Origin of the sequence: Prosthecodimorpha staleyi (assembly GCF_018729455.1) — a bacterium.
In the GTDB taxonomy this organism is placed as follows: domain Bacteria; phylum Pseudomonadota; class Alphaproteobacteria; order Rhizobiales; family Ancalomicrobiaceae; genus Prosthecodimorpha; species Prosthecodimorpha staleyi.
In genome coordinates this window covers 204,899-224,059 of sequence record NZ_JAHHZF010000004.1, presented here as the reverse complement: position 1 = coordinate 224,059, position 19,161 = coordinate 204,899, and the positions used below count along the sequence as shown (strand labels likewise).

Genomic DNA, 19,161 nt, shown 5'->3' with positions numbered 1-19,161 from the left:
GGTGCCCGGCTGCGGCTTCGGCTCGGGCCGGCGACGCCCTCGGCGGGGCCGCCGGCAGGCCGGATCAGTCGGCGACGGGCGTGAAGACGCCGCCGACGATGCGCACCTTGGAGAGCTGCTTGACCGGCTCGCGGTCGGCACCGAAGGTGGTCGAGCCCGTCACGCCGGGGAAGTCCTTGGTGGCGGCCAGCGCGTCGCGGATCGCGGCACGGGTCGACTTCGGATAGGTCTTGACTACCGCTTCGAGCATGATGTTGACGGCGTCGAAGGCCTGGGCCGGGAACTGGCCGGGCTCGGCGCCGCGGATCTTGACCCACTCGGCGACGAATGCCTTGACCTCGGGCTTGGGGCTGTTGGGCAGGAAGTTGGTGGTCAGCGACAGGCCTTCGGCATCGGCGCCAGCGAGTTCGATCACCTTCTGGTTATGGGCGGCCGAGGTCGAAAAGACCGGGATCGCGATGCCGAGCTGCTTCATCTGCTTGAGGAAGTTAGCGGCGTCCTCGTAGAAGAAGCCGGTATAGATGGCGTCCGGCTTCTCGCGCTGGATCTTGGTCAGCAGCGATCGGAAGTCGGGCAGGCCGCGGTTGAAGTACTCGGTCAGAACCACCTTGCCGCCCTTGGCGGCAATCTCATCGGCGAAATACTTGGTGACGCTCTGGCCCCAATCGGTCTGCTCGGCGATCACCGCGACCTTCTTGTAGCCTTTGGCGACCATCCAGTCGGCGTTGTAGGGACCTTCGCCGGCCTGGGTGGTGATGTTGCGGAACTGCCATTCCGAAATCTTGGTATAGTCGGGGTGGGACGCGGTCTGGGAGAGCTGCGGCATGCCGGCCTCCTTGTAGACCTGCGCGGCGGCCATCGAGACGCCGGAGGTGAAGTCGCCGAGCACACCGACGATCTTCTCGTCGTCGACGAACTTGCGCGCGATGGTCACGCCTTCCTTGGCGTCCGAGCGGCTGTCCTCGAATACGATTTCGACCTTGGCGGGGATGCGGCCGGAGGCGTTGAAGCGGGCAAGCGCGATCTCGGCGGCGGTCTTGAAGTCCTGCCCGTACTGCGCGGTGTTGCCGGTCAGCGGCAGCTGATAGCCGAGCTTCACGGTTTCGGCGGCGGCGGCCGGGAACGCGAAGGCGGTGGGCGCGGCGAGGGCCAGGGCGACGAGGTGTCTGCGGGTCAGCGTCATGGGCTCCAGTCTCCGTTCAGGCCCGGGGGGCCGATGGGGTGTCTCGTGGCGGATCGACGGGTCCGGTCAGGCGGCCGTGCCGGGTTCGACGACGAGCTTGCAGCAGCCTTCCTGGCCGGGCTTCCAGGTTTCTCCTTTGAAGACGAAACCGGCGGCCTTGAACAGCCCGCCGTCGATGGCGCCGCCGGCCTTGCACAGAAGTTCCAATTCCTCGCCGGACCGTCCCATGGCGACCCAGGCTTCCTTCAGCGGGCAGCGGTGGAACTGGATCTCCAGTCGCTCGTCGTCGCAACGCAGGACTTCCGGCTGGAAGATCACCTCGCCGGCCGGAATGCCGCCGAGAAAGCGGTCCTTGAGGCCGGTCAGGTCTGCGGGACCCAGGTCGGCGAATTTCGCCCCCATCGTCACGCCCATCCGGCGCGTCGCCTCCGAGACGATCTCCACGGCCCGGTCGGTGCCGAAGGTCTCGCGCAACACGTCGAACATGTTGGCATAGGCGGCTGCCCGCATGGCGAAGGCGCCCTGCAACCACTCGATCGGCACCATGCGGCCGCTCGGACCCGTCTCTGACATGCTTGGCTCCTGTGCTCGGTCTCGTTCGACCTGATCGTGGTGAGGGGGAAGATGCGGCCCGTCACGCCGGTTCGCGCGCATCCTTCAAGCGGTACCATGCCAGCATGGCCGGGGCGACGATCCGGGCAACCGCATGGAACGGGTAGGGGCGCACCGGCGTGATCGGAACGGGCAGTTCGGCCTGCGGCACGCCGCCGAGCGCATCGGCGAAGACGCGTCCGAGCGCCGTCGACAGCGCGACGCCGCGGCCGTTGCAGGCGACCCAGGTCCACAAGCCTTCGGCCGGATTGTGAAAGCGCGGCATGCGGTCGTCGGTCATGCCGATGCGGCCGTTCCAGACGAACTCGAAGCGCGGCACGCCCATCTGCGGGAACATCCGGGCGAAGCGGTCGCCGACGAGGCGGCGCAGCCGGTCGGCGCCGTTCAGCGGCACGATCAGGGCGCCGCCGGTGACGAGCCGACCGCGCGCGTCCCAGCGGAAGAAGCGGAGATCGCCGTGGGTGTCGGACAGGGCCTGCCGGCCGGGCAGCACGCTGGCGCGCACCGCCTCGGCCTGCGGCTCGGTCGCCATCTGCCAGGACAGCACCGGGACCAGCGAGCGCGCGAGCGCCGGGGCGAGGGCGGGGCGGAAGGCGTCCGTATAGCCATTCGAGGCGACGAGGACCTGATCGGCGACGACCCGTCCGGCGCCGGTCGACACGACCCAGCCGGCCGGCGTCCGCTCCAGGCTGTCGACCGGGCTCGCCTCGTGGATGACCACTCCGGCCGCCTCGGCGGCGGCGGCGAGGCCGCGGGCGAAGGCGAGCGGGTTGATGTGCCCACCCGAGCTGTTCAGCATGCCGCCATGCCAGGCGCGCGAGCCGACCAGGCGGGCGGTTTCGTCGGCATCGAGCAGGCGGACCGGCGCGCCGCGACGGCCCCAGGCCTCGACCCGGGCGGCCGAAAGGCGCACCCGGCCGGGCGAATGGGCCGGCTGGAACCAGCCGTTCTGCACGGCCTCGCAATCGATGCCCTTGCGGCGGACCAGATCGAACAGGCCGGCGGCGCTGTCGGAGACGAGCTGGGCGAAGCGCTCCCCGGTCTCGCCGAAGAGCCGCGCCATGGCGTCCGGTTCGGCGCCGGTCATGGTCGGGATGACCTGCCCGTTGTTGCGCCCCGAGGCGCCCCAGCCGACCACTGCGGCCTCGAGCACCACCACCTTGCGGCCGCGTTCGGCCAGCGCCAGGGCCGCCGAGAGCCCGGTGAAGCCGGCGCCTACGATCGCCACATCGGCCCGGACCTCGCCGGTGAGCGGCGCGGCGGGGACGCGCGGCGGCGTCACCGAGGCCCAGAGGGAGGGCGGCAGGGGCGGCGGCAGGCTCATGGATCGAGGGCTCCTGGGATGGGGCTCCGGCCAGCGGACGGCGACATGCCGCCGGCTCAGGCGGCGACGGCATCCACTTGCAGCGAACCGTCGGAAAAGTCGACTGCTGCGCGGGCATGCAATTTTGTCGAATCGAATACAGGCAGATTCGAATCCGTTTGGTGGATCAACAGCCCGATTTCGGTGCAACCGAGGATGACGGCGTCGGCGCCCCGGGCGGCAGCGGCTTCGATCACTTCGACATAGCGCCGGCGCGAGGTCTCCTTCACGACCCCACAGCAGAGCTCGTCGAAAATGATGTCGTGGACGGATCCGCGATCGTCGGCGTCCGGAACGAGCGCCTCCAGGCCGAAGCGTGCGCGCAGCCGGTCGCGGTAGAAGGTCTGTTCCATCGTGTAGCGGGTGGCGAGCAGCAGCGGCCGCCTGATGCCGGCTGCGACGAGGTCCTGGCCGACCACGTCGACGATGTGGATCAGCGGCACCGGGATCGACCGGGCGACGCCGTCGGCGACGAGGTGCATGGTGTTGGTGCAGATCAGGATGCATCCGGCGCCGGCGCGGACCAGGCCGGAGGCCGCCTCGGCGAGCGCGGCCTCGGCCAGATCCCAGCGGCCGGCCTTCTGCAGGGCGACGATCGCCTCGAAGTCGACCGAACGCAGCAGCAGGTCGGCGGACGCCAGACCGCCGCGGCGGGTGCGGACCAACTCGTTGATTTCCCGATAGTAGGTGGCCGTGCTTTCCCAGCTCATGCCGCCGATCAGGCCGATGATTCGAGACACTGGAATTCTCCGTCGTGGAACCGTGTCGCTACGCTACGGCGCGGACCCGGCCGGCGTCCCTGCGCCGGCTGCACAAAGTCGCGGCAAAGGCGAGAGCAGTTTGCGTGAAAGCAGCAGCTTGCGAAATCGATTTGCGCGAGTTTAGTGAAGCTGTGCAAATGGAGAGCGCGATGCTGGATATTCGCGACCGTCGAATCCTGGAGGAGCTGCAGGAGGACGCCACCGTCGCGGTGGCCGATCTCGCCGACACGGTCGGCCTGTCGGTCTCCGCCTGCTGGCGCCGCATCAAGGCGCTGGAGGATGCCGGCTTCATCACGCGGCGGGTGGCGCTGATCGACCGGCGCAAGAGCAACGTGCCGATGACGGTTTTCGTCGTCATCCGCACGTCGCGCCATTCGATGGAATGGCTGGATTCGTTCCGCAAGGTGATCGCCGACATCCCGGAAATCGTCGAGGCCTACCGGCTGACCGGCGACATCGACTACCTCCTGCGGCTGGTGGTGCCGAGCGTCGACGTCTACGACGCCGTCTACAAGAAGATGATCAGTCGGCTCGATTTCACCGACATCACCTCGTCGATATCGATGGAAGAACTGAAGTTCACGACGTCGATTCCGTTGAAATACACATGATGCGGGCTTCCGCTCGGCAGCCCGTGCTCGGCCCCGCGGGGCCGGCCGTCAATCGTCGAAGCGGTAGCCGATGCCGGGCTCGGTCGCGATCAGCGTCGGCCGGGCGGGATCGGGTTCGAGCTTCTGGCGCAATTGGCCGACGAGGACGCGCAGATACTGCGTGTCGTTCTCGTGCGCAGGCCCCCAGACGGCGGTGAGAAGCTGCCGGTGGGTCAGGACGCGGCCGGCATGGCGGGCCAGAATGTGCAGCAGGTCGTATTCCTTCGGCGTCAGGTGCAGGGCCTCGCCGGCCCGGGTCACGCGGTGGGCCCGCGTGTCGACGACCAGATCGCCGACCGAGATAACCTCGCTCTGGCCGTCCTGGCGGGCGGCGTGGCGCAGCGCGGTGCGCAGCCGCGCGAGCAGTTCGGAAATGCCGAACGGCTTGGAGACGTAGTCGTCGGCGCCGAGATCGAGCGCCGTGACCTTCTCGACCTCGCGGTCGCGTGCCGAAAGCACCACGATCGGGACCTGCGAGAAGGCGCGGACCTGACGAATCACGTCCTTGCCGTCGCAATCGGGCAGGCCGAGATCGAGCACCACCGCGTCCGGCGCCGCCATGGCGACGGCCTTGATGGCGCTCCGGCCGTCGAGGGCCTGGACGACCTCGAAGCCGGAGGCCTCGAGCGCCGGCTTCAGGAAGCGCTGGATCTGAGGTTCGTCGTCGACGACGAGGATGCGTGGGTCGGACCTCATCATGGGATGCCTTCAGGCGGCCCGCCGGCTTCGGGACATGGTGCGGACAGGGGCCAGGTGATCAGGATGCGGGTGCCGCGCGCGCCGGCGATCGGGCTTTCGGCGCGGATGGTGCCGCCCATCGCCTCGACGATCCCCTTGGCGATGGCGAGACCCAGTCCGGTCCCGGCGGCGCGGCCATCGCCGGCGGCGACCCGGTGGAACTTGGCGAAGACGCGGTCGAGCTGGTCCGGCGGAATGCCCGGCCCCCGGTCCTCGACGACCAGACGGATGCGGCCGTCGGCGACTTCGAGCCAGACCGTCGCCTCCGCATTCGGGCCGGCATACTTGTCGGCATTCTCCAGGATGTTGAAGAGCACCTGATCGACCAGAATCGGATTGCCGCGCACCGTCGCCGAGGGCGGCCAGGGCCGGGTCTTGACCGTCAGGCCGGGCAGCAGCAGCGCCGCGCGAGCGATCAGACCGGGCAGGACCTCGACGAGATCGACCTCGTCGGGCGTGATCTCCAGACCGCCGGCCTCCAGCTTGGTCATGTCGAGCAGGTTGGAGACGAAACGGGAGAGGCGCCGGGTCTCCTCCTCGATGGTCAGCAGCAGATCGCCGCGCGCCGTCTCGTCCATCCTGGGTCCGAGCGTCCGAACCGCGGTGATCGAGCCCAGGATGGCGGCCAGCGGCGTCTTGAGATCGTGGCTCAGCGAGGTCAGCAGGGCCGAGCGCAACCTTTCGCCTTCCGCCGATGCCGCGGCCCGGTTCATCTCGTCGACCAGCCGGATGCGTTCGATCGCGATCGCCGCCTGGTCGATCAGGGCATCGACCAGCCGCTCGTTCTCCCCGGTCAACGCCCGGGCCGGATTGGCCGGCTCGAAGCCGATCGTTCCCGTCGTCCCGCGTGCGGTCCGCATCGGGCGGAACTGCAGCCGGGCATTGGGCAGCGTGCCGGTGCGCCAGCCGGCAGGCTCTTCGTGGTTCAGCGCCCAATAGGCCGCGGTCCATTCCGCCGGCCCCATCTCGTCGTCGGGCGGGGCGGCACCGCTCAGGACCAGGTCGGAGCCCTCGGCGAGAAAGATCAGGCATCGGCCGCCGACCGAGGCGGCGATCTGCGAGGCGACCGCCCAGAGCAGGTCGTCCAGTTTCGCGGTACCCGAAAGCTTGCGGGCGAACTCGTATTGCGAGCGGATCGCGGCCGCCCGCAAACGGATCAGTTCGGACTGATCGCGCAGGCGTCCAGCCATGCCGCCGATGGCGATCGCCACCAGAAGAAATACCACCAGCGCCAGAAGTTCGTGCGGCTTGGCGACCGTGAAGGTGTAGACCGGCTCGATGAAGAAGAAATTGTAGGCCGCGAAGGACAGCGCCGAGGCGAGAACCGCGCTTGCCGTACCGAAGCGCAGCGCACACAGCACCACGGCGGCGAGGAAGATCATCGACAGATTGGGCAGCTCGACATAACGCACCAGTCCGGAGCCGATGGCGAGCGCCGCCGCCACCGCCAGGACCGCCGCCCCGGCGCCCGACAGCGAGAGCGCCGGCAGCCGGAGCCGCGGCATCCCGGCCGGCGCCGGGCGTACGGCATCGTCCTCGCCGACGACATGGACCGACAGGGCGCCCGCCCGCTCCAGCACGGCCTCGGTCAGGGATCGGCCGCGCAGCCGGGCCCAGCGCCCGCTCCGGGACCGCCCCAGGAAGATCTGCGTCGCATTCTCCGCCCGCGCGATGCGCAGGATCCCGGTGACGATATCGCGGCCCGAGGGGCGCAGGACCGTCGCGCCCAGCCGTTCGGCCAATCGAAGGGCCTCTTCGATCCGTTCGGTGGCTGCCGTGTCGGGGGTCAGGTCGGGGCGTTCGACATGGACGGCGAGCCAGTCGGCGTTGAGCCCGCTGGCGAAGCGGCTGGCTGCCCGGATCGCCGTCACGGAGCGGGCATCGCCGCCGACGCAGACGAGGATGCGCTCGGCGGTCGGCCAGGGCCCCTCGATCGCGTTCTGGCGCAGATAGTCGACCATCTGGTCGTCGACCCGCGCCGCCGTCCGGCGCAAGGCCAGTTCGCGCAGAGCCGTCAGGTTGCCGGGCTTGAAATAGTGGTCGATTGCGCGGCGGGCGTTGTCGGCCAGATAGACCTTGCCGTCCTTCAGCCGCTGGATCAGCTCGGACGGCGTGATGTCGACCAGCACGACCTCGTCGGCCCGGTCGAGCACCGTGTCGGGCACGGTCTCGCGCACCGTCACGCCGGTGATGCGCGAGACCACGTCGGACAGGCTCTCCAGATGCTGGATGTTGAGCGCGGTCCAGACGTCGATGCCGGCGCGCAGGAGTTCGTCGATATCCTGGTAGCGTTTCGGGTGGCGGCTGCCGGGGGCGTTGCTGTGGGCGAGTTCGTCGACGACCAGCACGGCCGGCCGGCGGGCCAGGGCGGCGTCGATGTCGAATTCCTGCAGCCGGTGGCCGCGATGGAAGAACGGCCGGCGCGGCAGGATCTCGAGCCCCACCGTCAGCGCCTCGGTGTCGGCCCGGCCATGGGTCTCGGCGAGACCGACCACGACGTCGGTGCCGGCCTGCCCTGCCTGCCGCGCGGCCGACAGCATCGCATAGGTCTTGCCGACGCCGGGCGCGGCGCCGAGCCAGACCTTCAGCCGGCCGCGGCGCTCGCTGTCGGCGAGCGCCAGCAGTGCGTCCGGGGACGGCCGCCGATCCGGATTGGTCTCGCCCATGCGCGCCGCCTCCGTCAGGAAAGCCGGTCGAGCGCGCGGTTGAGCATCAGGACATTGACCCTGCGCTCGCCGAACAGACCCAGCTCCCGGCCCTCGATCATCGTGTCGACCAATGTTCTCAGCCGCGCGGGGTCCAGCTTGCGCGCCGCTGCGACCCGGTCGACCTGGGCATAGGCGAAGTCCGGGCTGACATGCGGGTCGAGGCCGCTCGCCGACGCGGTCACGGCGTCGGCCGGTACCGGTGTCGCCGCCCCGGCGGTCTTGAGCGCGCCGACATCGCCGCGGACGCGGTCGATCAGCTTCGCCGAGGTCGGGCCGAGATTGGAGCCCGACGAGGCGGCGGCGTCGTAGCCGTCCGTCCCGGCGGCCGAGGGGCGGCCGTGGAAGTAGCGTTCGGAGGCGAAGGCCTGGCCGATCAGGCGCGAGCCGATCACGGTCCCGTCCCGCCGCTCCAGGCTGCCATTGGCCCGGTCGGGCGCGACCATCTGGGCGAGGCCTGTGACGGCGAGCGGGTAGGCGAGCCCGGTCAGTGCGGTGAACAGCAGCGTCAGCACGATGGCCGGACGGATCTGAGCCGCCAGGGACGATGGTCCGGGCGCCGCCGCGACGGCGGCGGGGGTGCGGGTGGCGAGGATTTGACTGAGACGTTTGTTGCGCATGAGCGGGTTCCTCACGACAGGGCCAGGGCGGTGACGGCGAGATCGACGGCCTTGATCCCGACGAAGGGCAGAACGAGGCCGCCGAGGCCGTAGATGACGAGGTTGCGCCGGAGCAGCGCCGCGGCACCGACCGCTCGGTAGGGCACGCCCTTCAGGGCGAGCGGGATCAGTGCGACGATGATCAGCGCGTTGAAGATGATCGCCGACAGGATCGCGCTTTCCGGCGTGGCCAGGCCCATCACGTTGAGGGCGCCGAGTTCGGGATAGGTGGCCACGAACAGGGCCGGGATGATGGCGAAATACTTGGCCACGTCGTTGGCGATCGAGAAGGTGGTGAGCGAACCGCGGGTCATCAGCAGCTGCTTGCCGATCTCGACGATCTCGATGAGCTTGGTCGGATTGCTGTCCAGATCGACCATGTTGCCGGCCTCGCGGGCGGCCTGCGTGCCGGTCTGCATGGCGACGCCGACATCGGCCTGGGCGAGCGCCGGCGCGTCGTTGGTGCCGTCGCCGCACATCGCGATCAGCCGACCCCGTTCCTGTTCGGCGCGGATATAGGCGAGCTTGTCCTGCGGGGTGGCCTCGGCGATGAAGTCGTCGACGCCGGCCTCCGAGGCGATCGCCGCCGCGGTGACCGGATTGTCGCCCGTCACCATGACGGTGCGGATGCCCATCGCACGCAGGGCCGCGAAGCGCTCCTTGATGTCCGGCTTGATCACGTCCTTCAGGTGGATGACGCCGATCAGGCGGCCGTTCTCCGTCACGCCGAGCGGCGTGCCGCCCGACCGCGCGATGCGCTCGACGGCCTGGCGGAACTGCGGCGGCGTGCGTTCGAGCGGCAGGTCGATGGCGCGCAGGATCGCGTCGACCGCGCCCTTGCGGATCAGCCGCCCGTCCAGGTCTACGCCCGAGATGCGGGTCTGCGCCGTGAAGGCCACGAAGCTGCCGCGCGTCTCGTCCGGTTCCTTCAGGCCGTGGTCGGCCTTGGCCAACGCCACGATCGAGCGGCCTTCCGGGGTTTCGTCGGCGAGCGAGGCCAGGAAGGCGGCCTCGGCGACTGACCGCACGGTCGCGCCCGACACCGCGACGAACTCGGTCGCCATGCGGTTGCCGTAGGTGATGGTGCCGGTCTTGTCGAGCAGCAGCGTGCCGACATCGCCGGCCGCCTCCACGGCCCGGCCCGAGGTCGCCACCACGTTGAACCGGATCAGCCGGTCCATGCCGGCGATGCCGATCGCCGAGAGCAGGCCGCCGATCGTGGTCGGGATCAGCGTCACCAGGAGCGCGGCGAGCACGGTCACCGACAGGATCGTGCCCGAATAGGCGGCGAGGCCCCACAGGCTGACGACCGCGATCAGGAACACGAGCGTCAGTCCCGACAGCAGGATCGACAGGGCCAGTTCGTTCGGGGTCTTCTGGCGGCTGGCGCCTTCGACGAGCGCGATCATGCGGTCGAGGAAGGTCGAGCCGGGCGCGGCGGTGACGCGGACCTTGATCCAGTCGCTGAGCACCGTGGTGCCGCCGGTGACGGCCGAGCGGTCGCCGCCGGCCTCGCGGATGACGGGGGCGCTTTCGCCCGTGATCGCGCTTTCGTTGACCGAGGCGACGCCCTCGACGATCTCGCCGTCGGCCGGGATCACGTCGCCGGCCTCGACCAGCACGATGTCGCCGACGTCGAGGTCGTCGGAGCCGACGCCCTCGTAGACCCGGTCGGGGGTGTCGGGGAAGAGCAGCCGCTTGGCGACCGTCTCGCGGCGCATGGCGCGCAGCGAATCCGCCTGCGCCTTGCCGCGCCCCTCCGCGACCGCCTCGGCGAAATTCGCGAACAGCACCGTGAACCAGAGCCAGAGCGCGATCTGTGCCGTGAACAGGAGATGGCCCGATCCCGTCGCGGCTTCGCGGGCCGCCACGAGGGTGACCAGAAGCGCGACGACGGCAGTGACGAACATCACCGGATTGCGCGCGAGCTTGCGCGGATCGAGCTTCAGGACCGCTTCGAGGCTCGCCTGAGCGAGGATCTTGCCGTCGAACAGGCCGGGTTCGGCCGTGACTTGCTTGGACATGGGAACACCGTCAGAAGGTCTTGCCGGCGAGCATCAGGAAATGCTCGACAATCGGACCGAGGGCGAGAGCGGGGAAGAACTGGAGGCCGCCGAGGATCAGGATCACGCCGACCAGCAGGCCGACGAAAAGCGGGCCGTCGGTCGGGAAGGTGCCGGCGGTGGCGGGGGCCCGGGTCTTGGCGACGAGCGATCCGGCCATGGCCAGGACCGGGATCACGTAGGCGAAGCGGCCGGCCAGCATGGCGATGCCGAGCGTGGTGTTGAACCAGGCCGTGTTGGCGTTGAGCCCGGCGAAGGCCGAGCCGTTGTTGCCGGCCGCCGACGAATAGGCGTAGAGGATCTCGGTCAGGCCGTGCGGGCCGGCATTGGCGAGGCTCGCCAGGGCGTCCGGCAGCAGCGCGGCCGTCGCGGAGAAGCCCAGGATGGCGAGCGGCAGGATCAGCACCGCCAGCATGGCGAGCTTGATCTCGCGCGCCTCGATGCGCTTGCCGAGATATTCCGGCGTGCGCCCGACCATCAGGCCGGCGACGAAGACCGCCAGGACGGCGAAGACCAGCATGCCGTAGAGCCCGGAACCGACGCCGCCCGGCAGCACCTCGCCGAGCTCGATCAGGAACAGCGGGACCAGCCCGCCGACCGGCGTCAGCGAGGCATGCATCGCGTTGACGGCGCCGCAGGAGAGCCCGGTCGTGGCCGCCACGAACAGGGCCGTCAGCGCCTGGCCGAAGCGGACCTCCTTGCCCTCCATGTTGCCCTGGAGCGGGTCGACACCGAGCGCGGTCAGGAGCGGATTGCCGGCGCTTTCGGCCGCATAGACGATGGCGACGCCGGCGACGAGCAGGATCGCCATGGCGGCGATCAGGGCCCGGGCCTGGCGCGGGGCGGCGATCATCCGCCCGAACATCACCACGGTCGCCGCCGAGACCAGCAGCATCGCGGCGATCGACAGGACATTGGCGAGCGCGGACGGGCTTTCGAAGGGATGGGCGGAGTTGGCGTTGAGGAAGCCGCCGCCATTGGTGCCGAGCTGCTTGATCGCCTCTTGGCCGGCGATCGGGCCGAGCGCGATGGTCTGTTTGGCACCTTCGAGCGTGGTCGCCTCGACGCTCCCCGTCAGGGTCTGCGGAATGCCGGTCAGCACGAAGGCGAGCGCGAGCAGGATCGACAGCGGCAGCAGCACGTAGAGCACCGTCCGGGTCAGATCGACCCAGAAATTGCCCAGCGTCTGCGCGCCTGAGCGGGCGAAGGCGCGGGTGACGGCCGCCGCCAGGGCGATGCCGGCGGCGGCGGAGACGAAGTTCTGCACCGTCAGGCCGGCCATCTGGACGAGGTGGCCCATGGTGCTCTCGCCGCCATAGGCCTGCCAGTTGGTGTTGGTGACGAAGCTGACCGCGGTGTTGAAGGCGAGATCCGGCGGCACCGCCGGGAAGCCCTGCGGGTTCAGCGGCAGCACGGCCTGCAGCCGCATCAGCGCGTAGAGCGCGGCAAATCCGGCTGCGCTGAAGGCCAGCATGGCGAGCGCATAGCCGAGCCATCGCTGCTCGCGCGCCGGATCGATGCCGGCGAGCCGGTAGAAGGCGGCTTCGACGGGCGCCAGCAGCGCGGACAGCGGATGGCGCTCGCCGGCGAGCACGCGGGCCATGTAGAGCCCGAGCGGCACTGCCGCCGCGCCGACGAGAATGAGTGTGACTGCGATCTGCAGCCAGCCATTGGCGGACATGGGGGGACTCCTCGGCCGCCCGCGATCGCTGTCGATCGCGCCAGCCGGCAAGGCGGTTCGGCGATCAGAACCGTTCGGGATGGATGAGGGCGAAGACCAGATAGCCGCCGAGCAGGACGGCGACCGCGAGGGCGAGGACGGGCTCTGTCATGGCCGCGCCTCACAGCCTGTCGCAGGCATGCGCATAGGCCGCCAGCAGCGCGAAGCTGCCGAGACCGATGGCGAGAAAGACGAGATCGAGCATGGTGGGTTCCTCAGTTCGAGGACCTCACCGTGCCGCCGACGGGCGTAAGGTTTCGATCGGGAATAGGGGGCTCCCGCATAAGGAGAGCGTAAGGCCACCGGCAGGGAGAGACCGCGCCCGGCCGCGGCCGGGCGACGGGCCCGCCGCGCACCGCCGATCGCCGGGGCTGCGGCACCGCATCCGGCCGGCCCGCTGTCCGGTCAGGCGGTCGGCGCGGCGTCCGCGATCAGAGCCGCAAGCGCCGCCCGCACGGGATCGGGGATCGGGACCGGCCGCTGCGTGGCGCGGTCGACATAGACGTGGACGAAATGGCCCTCGGCGGCGCTGTCCTCGGCGTCGGCGCGGAACAGGCCGATCTCGTAGCGGACCGACGAGCGGCCGAGATGGGCGACCCGGAGGCCGGCGACGACCGGCTCCGGGAAGGCGAGCGAAGCGCGGTAGCGGCATTGGGTCTCGACCACCAGGCCGATGACCGGGCTCGCCTTGGGGTCGAGCAGGCCGGCTTCGATCAGGTGACCGTTCACGACCGTGTCGAAGAACGAATAGTAGACCACGTTGTTGACGTGGCCGTAGACGTCGTTGTCCATCCAGCGCGTCGAGATGGTCCGGAAATACCGGAATTCGGCGCGACGCAGGGGCGCGGCACCGCTCACAGCGACTCTCCGTAGAGGCGCGTGGCATCAGCGAGCGTGACCTCGCGCGGGTTGTTGATCAGGAGCCGGGTCTGTTTCATCGCGTCCTCGGCCAGCGCCGGCACGTCGGCTGCCGTGATGCCGACCTCCGACAGGCGCACCGGCAGGCCGAGTTCGCCGCCGAGGCGGCCGAGCCGGTCGACCAGGGCGGCGGCGCGCCCGGCCTCGGATCCGCCGACCTCCGGCACCACGATCCCGGCCAGTTCCGCATAGAGCGCCTCGGCGGCGGTCATGTTGAAGCGCAGCACGGCCGGCAGGACGAGCGCGTTGGAGAGGCCGTGGGGCACGTGGAACCGGGCGCCGACCGGATAGGCGAGGGCATGCACGGCGGCGACCGGCGCATTGGCGAAGGCCATCCCGGCCAGCATCGAGCCGAGCAGCATGGCCTGCCGGGCGTCCCGGTTCGACCCGTTGCGGCAGGCCTCGGCGATGTTGCCGGCGAGCAGCCGCAGCGCCTCGCGCGCCAGGCAGTCGGAGACCGGGTTCTTCAGGCGCTTGCTGGTGAAGGCCTCGATGGCATGCACCATGGCGTCGATGCCGGTCGCCGCGGTGACGGGTGCCGGCAGGCCGAGCGTCAGGTCGGCATCGAGCACGGCCACATCGGGGATCAGCACCGGGGCGACGACGCCCTTCTTCTCGCCGGCGCCGGTGGTGACGATCGAGATCGGCGTGACCTCCGATCCGGTGCCGGCCGTGGTCGGCGCCAGCACCAGGGGCAGGCGCGGCCCGCGCGCCAGGCCGACGCCGTAGATGTCGGCCAGTGCCTGATGCCCGGGCACCAGCAGCGCAACCAGCTTGGCGACATCCATCGAGCTGCCGCCGCCGACCGACACGACCGCATCCGCCCCGGCCGCGCGCGCCGCGTCGACGGCCTTGAGCACCAGCGCCTCCGGCGGATCGGCGACCACGTCGGTATACAGCGTCACCGCGACCCCGGCCTCGCGGCAGCCCTTCAGGGCCGGCTCCAGCAATCCCGCCGCCTCGATGCCGCGATCGGTCACCAGGAAGGCATGGCGCGCACCGAGTTCCGCCACCAGGGCGCCGATCCGGCCGGACGCGCCGGGTTCGACGACGACATGGCGGGTGGTCTGGAAGGCGAACGGGATCATCGTCGATATCCTCGCGGGGTGGGGCGAACGGCCTCGTCCGACCGGCCGTCCCGGTCGCCGACAAGGCGATACCGCCCGGGGCCGGCGCGTCAATGGGGCATGCGGCGGAAAACGCGGAACGGCGGACGGGCGGCCGTCGGGTCCAGGCCCGAGAGAAATGTGCGGATACAAAATTCATGGTTCCGGTCAACCGTTTCGGAACGTTTCGGGATTGCGCGGGAAAGGCCGATGCGGGCCTCCTCGGAGGGGCAGCCGAATCACAGGCTATGGCGCGCCGACGCTCGGCAAGGACTGCCGACCCCGGCATGGGGCCGGGACAGTCTGGTGGCCGCGAGGAGCGCCAGGCGCCGAAGTCGCCGAGCCGTATCGGGACCGGAGTATCGGATGATCGTCGTAGAGAGACAGGGGCCCGCGGGCGCCGCCGTGAATCGCCGGACCTCGGATGCCCGAAATGGGCGACTATACCCAAATCATGAGGGATCGAAATACGGATATGGCTCCACAAGATCAATTGAAAATCTGTATTCTCGCCATTATGTATTGGTTTATTCTTGCCGAATTCAGGCAGGCAAAAATTACCTAGACAAACGACCTGAAAATCAAAATATAGGAAATTATTACCGGGTTCAAATATTTGAAAAATACTTGGAATTCCGCGCCTGGTTTGCCGGTTCCCGCCGTTCAACAGATGAGACCGCGTGGCTGCTTCCGGGAGCGGCGCATGACGGCGGCGGAGGGTGAAATGGCGGCAGTCGCTCCGGGGGGCCGGCAGACGCAGGACAGGTTGGGGGTGGACGACGGAGAACCGGGCGCCCACCCGGCGCCGGCGCTACGCCGGGGCTGCAGGGACGAGGACGACGACGAGGCGCTGCTCCGTCGCATCGCCGTTGAGGATCAGGCCGCGTTCCGCCTCCTGGTCGAGCGGCATATCGACCGCGCCTATGCGCTCGCCCTGCGTATCCTGCAGAATGCGGCCGACGCCGACGATGTCGTGCAGGACTGCTTCCTGAAGGTCTGGACCCACGGCGCCCGCTGGGAGGAGGGGCGCGCGAAATTCTCGACCTGGCTGCACCGCGTGGTCGCCAACCGCTGCATCGACCTGCGCCGCAGCCCGCGCATGGCGGAGATCGGCGAGGCCCCCGAGCCGGTCGACGAGCAGACCGACACGCTCGGCGACTTGCAGCGCGCCCAGGTTTCGACCCTGCTCGACGGCGCGCTGACGCGGCTGCCCGATCAGCAGCGCATCGCGATCGTGCTCTCCTACCACGAAAATATGAGCAATGCCGACATTGCCGAGATGATGGAGACCACCGTGATGGCGGTCGAATCGCTTCTGAAGCGCGGGCGGCAGCAGTTGCGCAAGGCTCTGAAAGGCGCGGAGGCCGACATCCGGCTCTCCTTTACTATTGATTAACGATAAATCTTCGCAGACCAACGAATACAGCGCCTGCCGGATGCGGTGCGGCCCGTTCAAGGACTGTACGCGGACGTGATCCGCGCCGGCCCCGCCCGAGAGGTGGTCGGCCGTTCTCTTCCCGGCAGGAGCACGAAATGCCCGTCATCGCTACCAATACCGCCGCCAATTCCGCCGTCCGCTACCTGAACATCAATGCCTCCGAGCAGAGCAAGTCGCTCTCCAAGCTGGCTTCGGGCTCGCGCATCACCCAGGCCTCGGACGACGCTGCCGGCCTCGCCATCGCGACGCGCATCTCCTCCGACGTGACCACCTTGCAGCAGGCCGCCACCAACGCCTCGCACGGCGTCTCCATCCTGCAGACCGCCGACGGCGGCGCCTCGAACATTTCCGACATCCTGCAGCGCCTGAAGGCGCTGGCCACCGAGGCTGCCTCCGGCACCGTCGGTGACACCGAGCGCAGCTACATCAACGAGGAATTCGCGCAGCTGCTCGACGAAATCGACACCATCGCGTCGGGCACCCGCTACAACGGCGTCTCGCTGCTCGACGACACCGACACCGACAACGAATTCGACACCGGCACCGATGTGATCGTCGGCTCGGACACCACCGATACGATCACCATCACGATCGACAGCCTGACCTCGGCCGATCTCGGCGTCGACACGCTCGATGTCAGCACCCAGGCCGGCGCGGCCACGGCGCTCGACACGATCACCGACGCCATCGACACGGTCTCGGCCGCCCGCGCCAAGATCGGCGCGCAGGAAAGCCGCTTCGAGTTCACGTCGGCCTCGATCGCCTCCAGCGTCGAAAACCTGTCCGCCGCCAATTCCGCGATCTCGGATGTCGACATCGCGTCCGAAGAGGCCAAGCTCGCCTCCGCCCAGGTGATGGTGCAGGCCGCGGTCTCGGCGGCCTCGTCGGCCAACCAGCTGACCCAGAACCTGCTCAAGCTGCTGCAGTGACGGTCCGCGGCGCACCGGTCCGCCGCCGGTGCGCCGCGCCCACGTCGTCAAAGAGTGAGCGGTTCGGATCCACCCGACGAATGGTCGCCATTCGTCTCGATCGAACCACGGGGGCGGTGAGGACGCGCGATGACCACGGTATCGAGCACGTCGACGACATCGACGGCGACGACCAGCACCAAGTCCAGCTATGCCTCGACCGATCCGACCGACATCGATTGGGACGGCCTGATCGAAGAGGCGGTCAATGCCAAGCTGGCCCGGGCCGACTCGATCGAAACCAAGCTGACCGCAGCAGAGACCAAGCGGGCGGCCTATGAGGAGGCGCAGAGCCTGCTGTCTGCCCTGGCGACGGCCGCCGAGGCCCTGCGCGCGCCGAGCGGTACCCTTGCGGCCGACGACGACGTTTTCCGCAACCGCACCGCCTATCTGACCGCGGTCGGCGATGTGACGGCCTCTTCGGTCGTCTCGGTGACGGCGGATACCGATGCGGATGTCGGAACCTACGAGCTCAAGGTGACGCAGATCGCCAAGGCGCACCGGGTCTCCAGCGCGGACCAGACCTCCAGTTCCGAGGCCCTCGCCCTGGCCGGCACGATCACGCTCGGCACCGCCGGCACCGGCTCGGCGACGATCGATATCACCGCGGACATGGATCTCGACGCGATCGCCCAGGCGGTCAACGCGGTCACAGACGACACCGGCGTCAAGGCCACGGTGATGAAGGTGTCCGACACGGCCTATCGGCTGGTTCTGTCCTCGACCGAGACCGGCCAGACCATCGAGGCGACCGACGGCGGCGGCGTGCTCGAAAGTCTCGGCGTGATCGATGCCGACGGTGCCTTCGCGGACGAGCTGCAGGCCGCCCAGAATGCCGTCTTCTCGATCGACGGGGTCGAGATGACGCGCTCGACCAACGACATCGACGACGCGCTCGACGGCGTCACCCTGCATCTCTACGCCGTCACATCGACCGACGAGACCAGCTCCAACGCGGTCACACTGGAGATCGCCACCGATCTATCGGCCGTCGAGGAGGCGGTCAGCGCCTTCGTCGACGCCTACAACGCCTATCGCGACTTCGCGCTGTTGCAGCAGACGGCGGCGTCCGACGGCACGGCCTCTTCCGATGCCGTCCTGTTCGGCGACAGTACCCTGCGCAGCATCAACAATGCGCTCGCCTCGGCGCTGACCTTCAGCATCGACGATACTTCGCTGACGACGCTCGGCATCACCTTCGACGACGACAACAAGCTCGTGCTCGACACCGACACGCTCGAATCGGCCCTGCTCGACGATCTCGACAGTCTCGAAGCCCTGTTCTCCTACCAGTTCACCGCCTCCTCCTCCGATCTCCAGCTCCTGCGCCGCGGCACCGAGGCGCCGGACAGCTTCACGATCGACATCACGGTCGACGCGGACGGCACGCTGACGGGGGCTTCGGTCGGCGGCGACGACAGCCTGTTCACCGTCTCCGGCTCGCGCATCGTCGGGGCGACCGGGACGATCTACGAGGGACTGGTCCTGGTCTTCACCGGCACGGAATCCGCCTCGATCGACATCACCACGTCGCGCGGCCTGGCCGAGCGCATCTACACCGCGGCCGATGGCGCGTCGGATTCGAGCGACGGCACCCTGGCCGGCCTGATCGACAATCTTTCGACCAAGGAATCCGACTACCAGAGCCAGATCGACGACATCCAAACCCGGGCCGAGGCCTACCGGACCATCATCACCGCCCGCTACGCCCGCATCCAGGCCTCCATCTCGGTCGCCGAATCGACCCTCTCCTACCTCAAGGCGCTGCTGGCGCAGTCGACCGATTCGTAACGCCGCCCCTCCATCCCCCCGACGAGGTTTTCCCGCCATGTATCCGAGAGTGGCGAATGCCGCCTATCGCCAGGCCAATGCCGCCGTCGCGCCCACCGTGGCGCTCGTGCGCGTCTACGACGAATTGATCGTGGCCATGACCCAGGCCGTGCGCGCCATGGAGGAAGGCAAGCACGAGACCTGCTTCGCGCGGATCCAGCGGGTCACCACGATTCTGCGCGGGCTCGACTGCGCGCTCGACTTCGAGCGCGGCGGCGATATCGCGGAGCGGCTGCACAAGGTCTACAACAGCTATATCCTGCAACTGCACATTTCCTATGCCAGACCGGATCGCATCGACCGGTATCGCCGGCTGATGGACGGCATGCGGTCGCTGCGCGAGGCCTGGGTCCAGGTGGCGCTCGAGATGCGCGGCGGCTGATCCGGGCCGCTTCCGGTATGGAAACATTTCGCCGGATTCAGCAATGATGGGAGACATTCCGAAAC

The 19,161-nt window shown here is 68.9% G+C and carries 18 protein-coding genes; 6 read left to right on the top strand and 12 right to left on the bottom strand.

Annotated features, from left to right (window positions below):
- Positions 1–64 precede the first annotated feature (64 nt).
- From KL771_RS09425 to KL771_RS09410, 4 genes are all read right to left on the bottom strand, one after another.
- Complete coding sequence (locus tag KL771_RS09425; protein ID WP_261968284.1) at positions 65–1,183, bottom strand: ABC transporter substrate-binding protein; 1,119 nt, start codon at positions 1,181–1,183, stop codon at positions 65–67.
- A 66-nt stretch (positions 1,184–1,249) separates the two neighbouring features.
- Positions 1,250–1,756, bottom strand: coding sequence for an L-2-amino-thiazoline-4-carboxylic acid hydrolase (locus KL771_RS09420; RefSeq protein WP_261968283.1), 507 nt, complete (start codon positions 1,754–1,756; stop codon positions 1,250–1,252).
- A 61-nt stretch (positions 1,757–1,817) separates the two neighbouring features.
- Positions 1,818–3,119, bottom strand: coding sequence for an NAD(P)/FAD-dependent oxidoreductase (locus KL771_RS09415; RefSeq protein ID WP_261968282.1), 1,302 nt, complete (start codon positions 3,117–3,119; stop codon positions 1,818–1,820).
- 56 nt (positions 3,120–3,175) lie between these two features.
- Positions 3,176–3,898 (bottom strand): aspartate/glutamate racemase family protein, encoded by a 723-nt coding sequence (locus tag KL771_RS09410; protein WP_390866572.1) that lies wholly within the window; start codon positions 3,896–3,898, stop codon positions 3,176–3,178.
- Between the two features lie 173 nt (positions 3,899–4,071).
- Between KL771_RS09410 and KL771_RS09405 the strand changes: the two genes are divergently transcribed.
- Positions 4,072–4,530 (top strand): Lrp/AsnC family transcriptional regulator, encoded by a 459-nt coding sequence (locus KL771_RS09405; RefSeq protein ID WP_261968538.1) that lies wholly within the window; start codon positions 4,072–4,074, stop codon positions 4,528–4,530.
- Between the two features lie 48 nt (positions 4,531–4,578).
- On the opposite strand, the gene KL771_RS09400 is transcribed toward KL771_RS09405, so the two are convergent.
- The 8 genes from KL771_RS09400 to KL771_RS09370 all read right to left on the bottom strand — a co-directional run bounded on the left by KL771_RS09400 (position 4,579) and on the right by KL771_RS09370 (position 14,460).
- A complete protein-coding gene (locus KL771_RS09400) occupies positions 4,579–5,265 on the bottom strand; it encodes a response regulator (protein WP_261968537.1) in 687 nt (228 codons plus the stop codon).
- Positions 5,265–7,973 carry a sensor histidine kinase gene (locus tag KL771_RS09395; RefSeq protein WP_261968281.1) on the bottom strand — a complete coding sequence of 903 codons (2,709 nt, stop codon included), beginning with the start codon at positions 7,971–7,973 and terminating at the stop codon, positions 5,265–5,267. The genes KL771_RS09400 and KL771_RS09395 overlap by 1 nt, the downstream gene beginning before the upstream one ends.
- Before the next feature lie 14 nt (positions 7,974–7,987).
- Entirely contained in the window at positions 7,988–8,554 is a 567-nt protein-coding gene (gene kdpC / locus KL771_RS09390) for a potassium-transporting ATPase subunit KdpC (RefSeq protein ID WP_261968536.1), read from the bottom strand.
- An 89-nt stretch (positions 8,555–8,643) separates the two neighbouring features.
- Entirely contained in the window at positions 8,644–10,695 is a 2,052-nt protein-coding gene (kdpB, locus tag KL771_RS09385) for a potassium-transporting ATPase subunit KdpB (protein WP_261968280.1), read from the bottom strand.
- 10 nt (positions 10,696–10,705) lie between these two features.
- Positions 10,706–12,415, bottom strand: a complete 1,710-nt coding sequence (gene kdpA / locus KL771_RS09380) for a potassium-transporting ATPase subunit KdpA (protein WP_261968279.1) — start codon at positions 12,413–12,415, stop codon at positions 10,706–10,708.
- Positions 12,416–12,479: 64 nt separating this feature from the next.
- Complete coding sequence (gene kdpF / locus KL771_RS28360) at positions 12,480–12,566, bottom strand: K(+)-transporting ATPase subunit F (RefSeq protein ID WP_390866580.1); 87 nt, start codon at positions 12,564–12,566, stop codon at positions 12,480–12,482.
- Positions 12,567–12,859: 293 nt separating this feature from the next.
- Positions 12,860–13,312 carry an acyl-CoA thioesterase gene (locus tag KL771_RS09375; RefSeq protein ID WP_261968278.1) on the bottom strand — a complete coding sequence of 151 codons (453 nt, stop codon included), beginning with the start codon at positions 13,310–13,312 and terminating at the stop codon, positions 12,860–12,862.
- Entirely contained in the window at positions 13,309–14,460 is a 1,152-nt protein-coding gene (locus tag KL771_RS09370; protein WP_261968277.1) for an iron-containing alcohol dehydrogenase, read from the bottom strand. The genes KL771_RS09375 and KL771_RS09370 overlap by 4 nt, the downstream gene beginning before the upstream one ends.
- A 384-nt stretch (positions 14,461–14,844) precedes the next feature.
- Here KL771_RS09370 and KL771_RS09365 point away from each other — a divergent pair, with 384 nt between their 5' ends.
- From KL771_RS09365 to KL771_RS09345, 5 genes are all read left to right on the top strand, one after another.
- The gene (locus KL771_RS09365) at positions 14,845–15,201 is read left to right on the top strand and encodes a hypothetical protein (RefSeq protein WP_261968276.1); all 357 of its coding nucleotides are present in this window, start codon (positions 14,845–14,847) and stop codon (positions 15,199–15,201) included.
- Positions 15,202–15,250: 49 nt separating this feature from the next.
- Positions 15,251–15,874, top strand: coding sequence for an RNA polymerase sigma factor (locus KL771_RS09360; protein ID WP_261968275.1), 624 nt, complete (start codon positions 15,251–15,253; stop codon positions 15,872–15,874).
- Positions 15,875–16,011: 137 nt separating this feature from the next.
- Complete coding sequence (locus tag KL771_RS09355; RefSeq protein WP_261968274.1) at positions 16,012–16,845, top strand: flagellin; 834 nt, start codon at positions 16,012–16,014, stop codon at positions 16,843–16,845.
- Between the two features lie 129 nt (positions 16,846–16,974).
- Entirely contained in the window at positions 16,975–18,675 is a 1,701-nt protein-coding gene (gene fliD / locus KL771_RS09350; RefSeq protein ID WP_261968273.1) for a flagellar filament capping protein FliD, read from the top strand.
- Positions 18,676–18,712: 37 nt separating this feature from the next.
- A complete protein-coding gene (locus KL771_RS09345) occupies positions 18,713–19,096 on the top strand; it encodes a flagellar export chaperone FliS (protein WP_261968272.1) in 384 nt (127 codons plus the stop codon).
- Positions 19,097–19,161 lie beyond the last annotated feature (65 nt).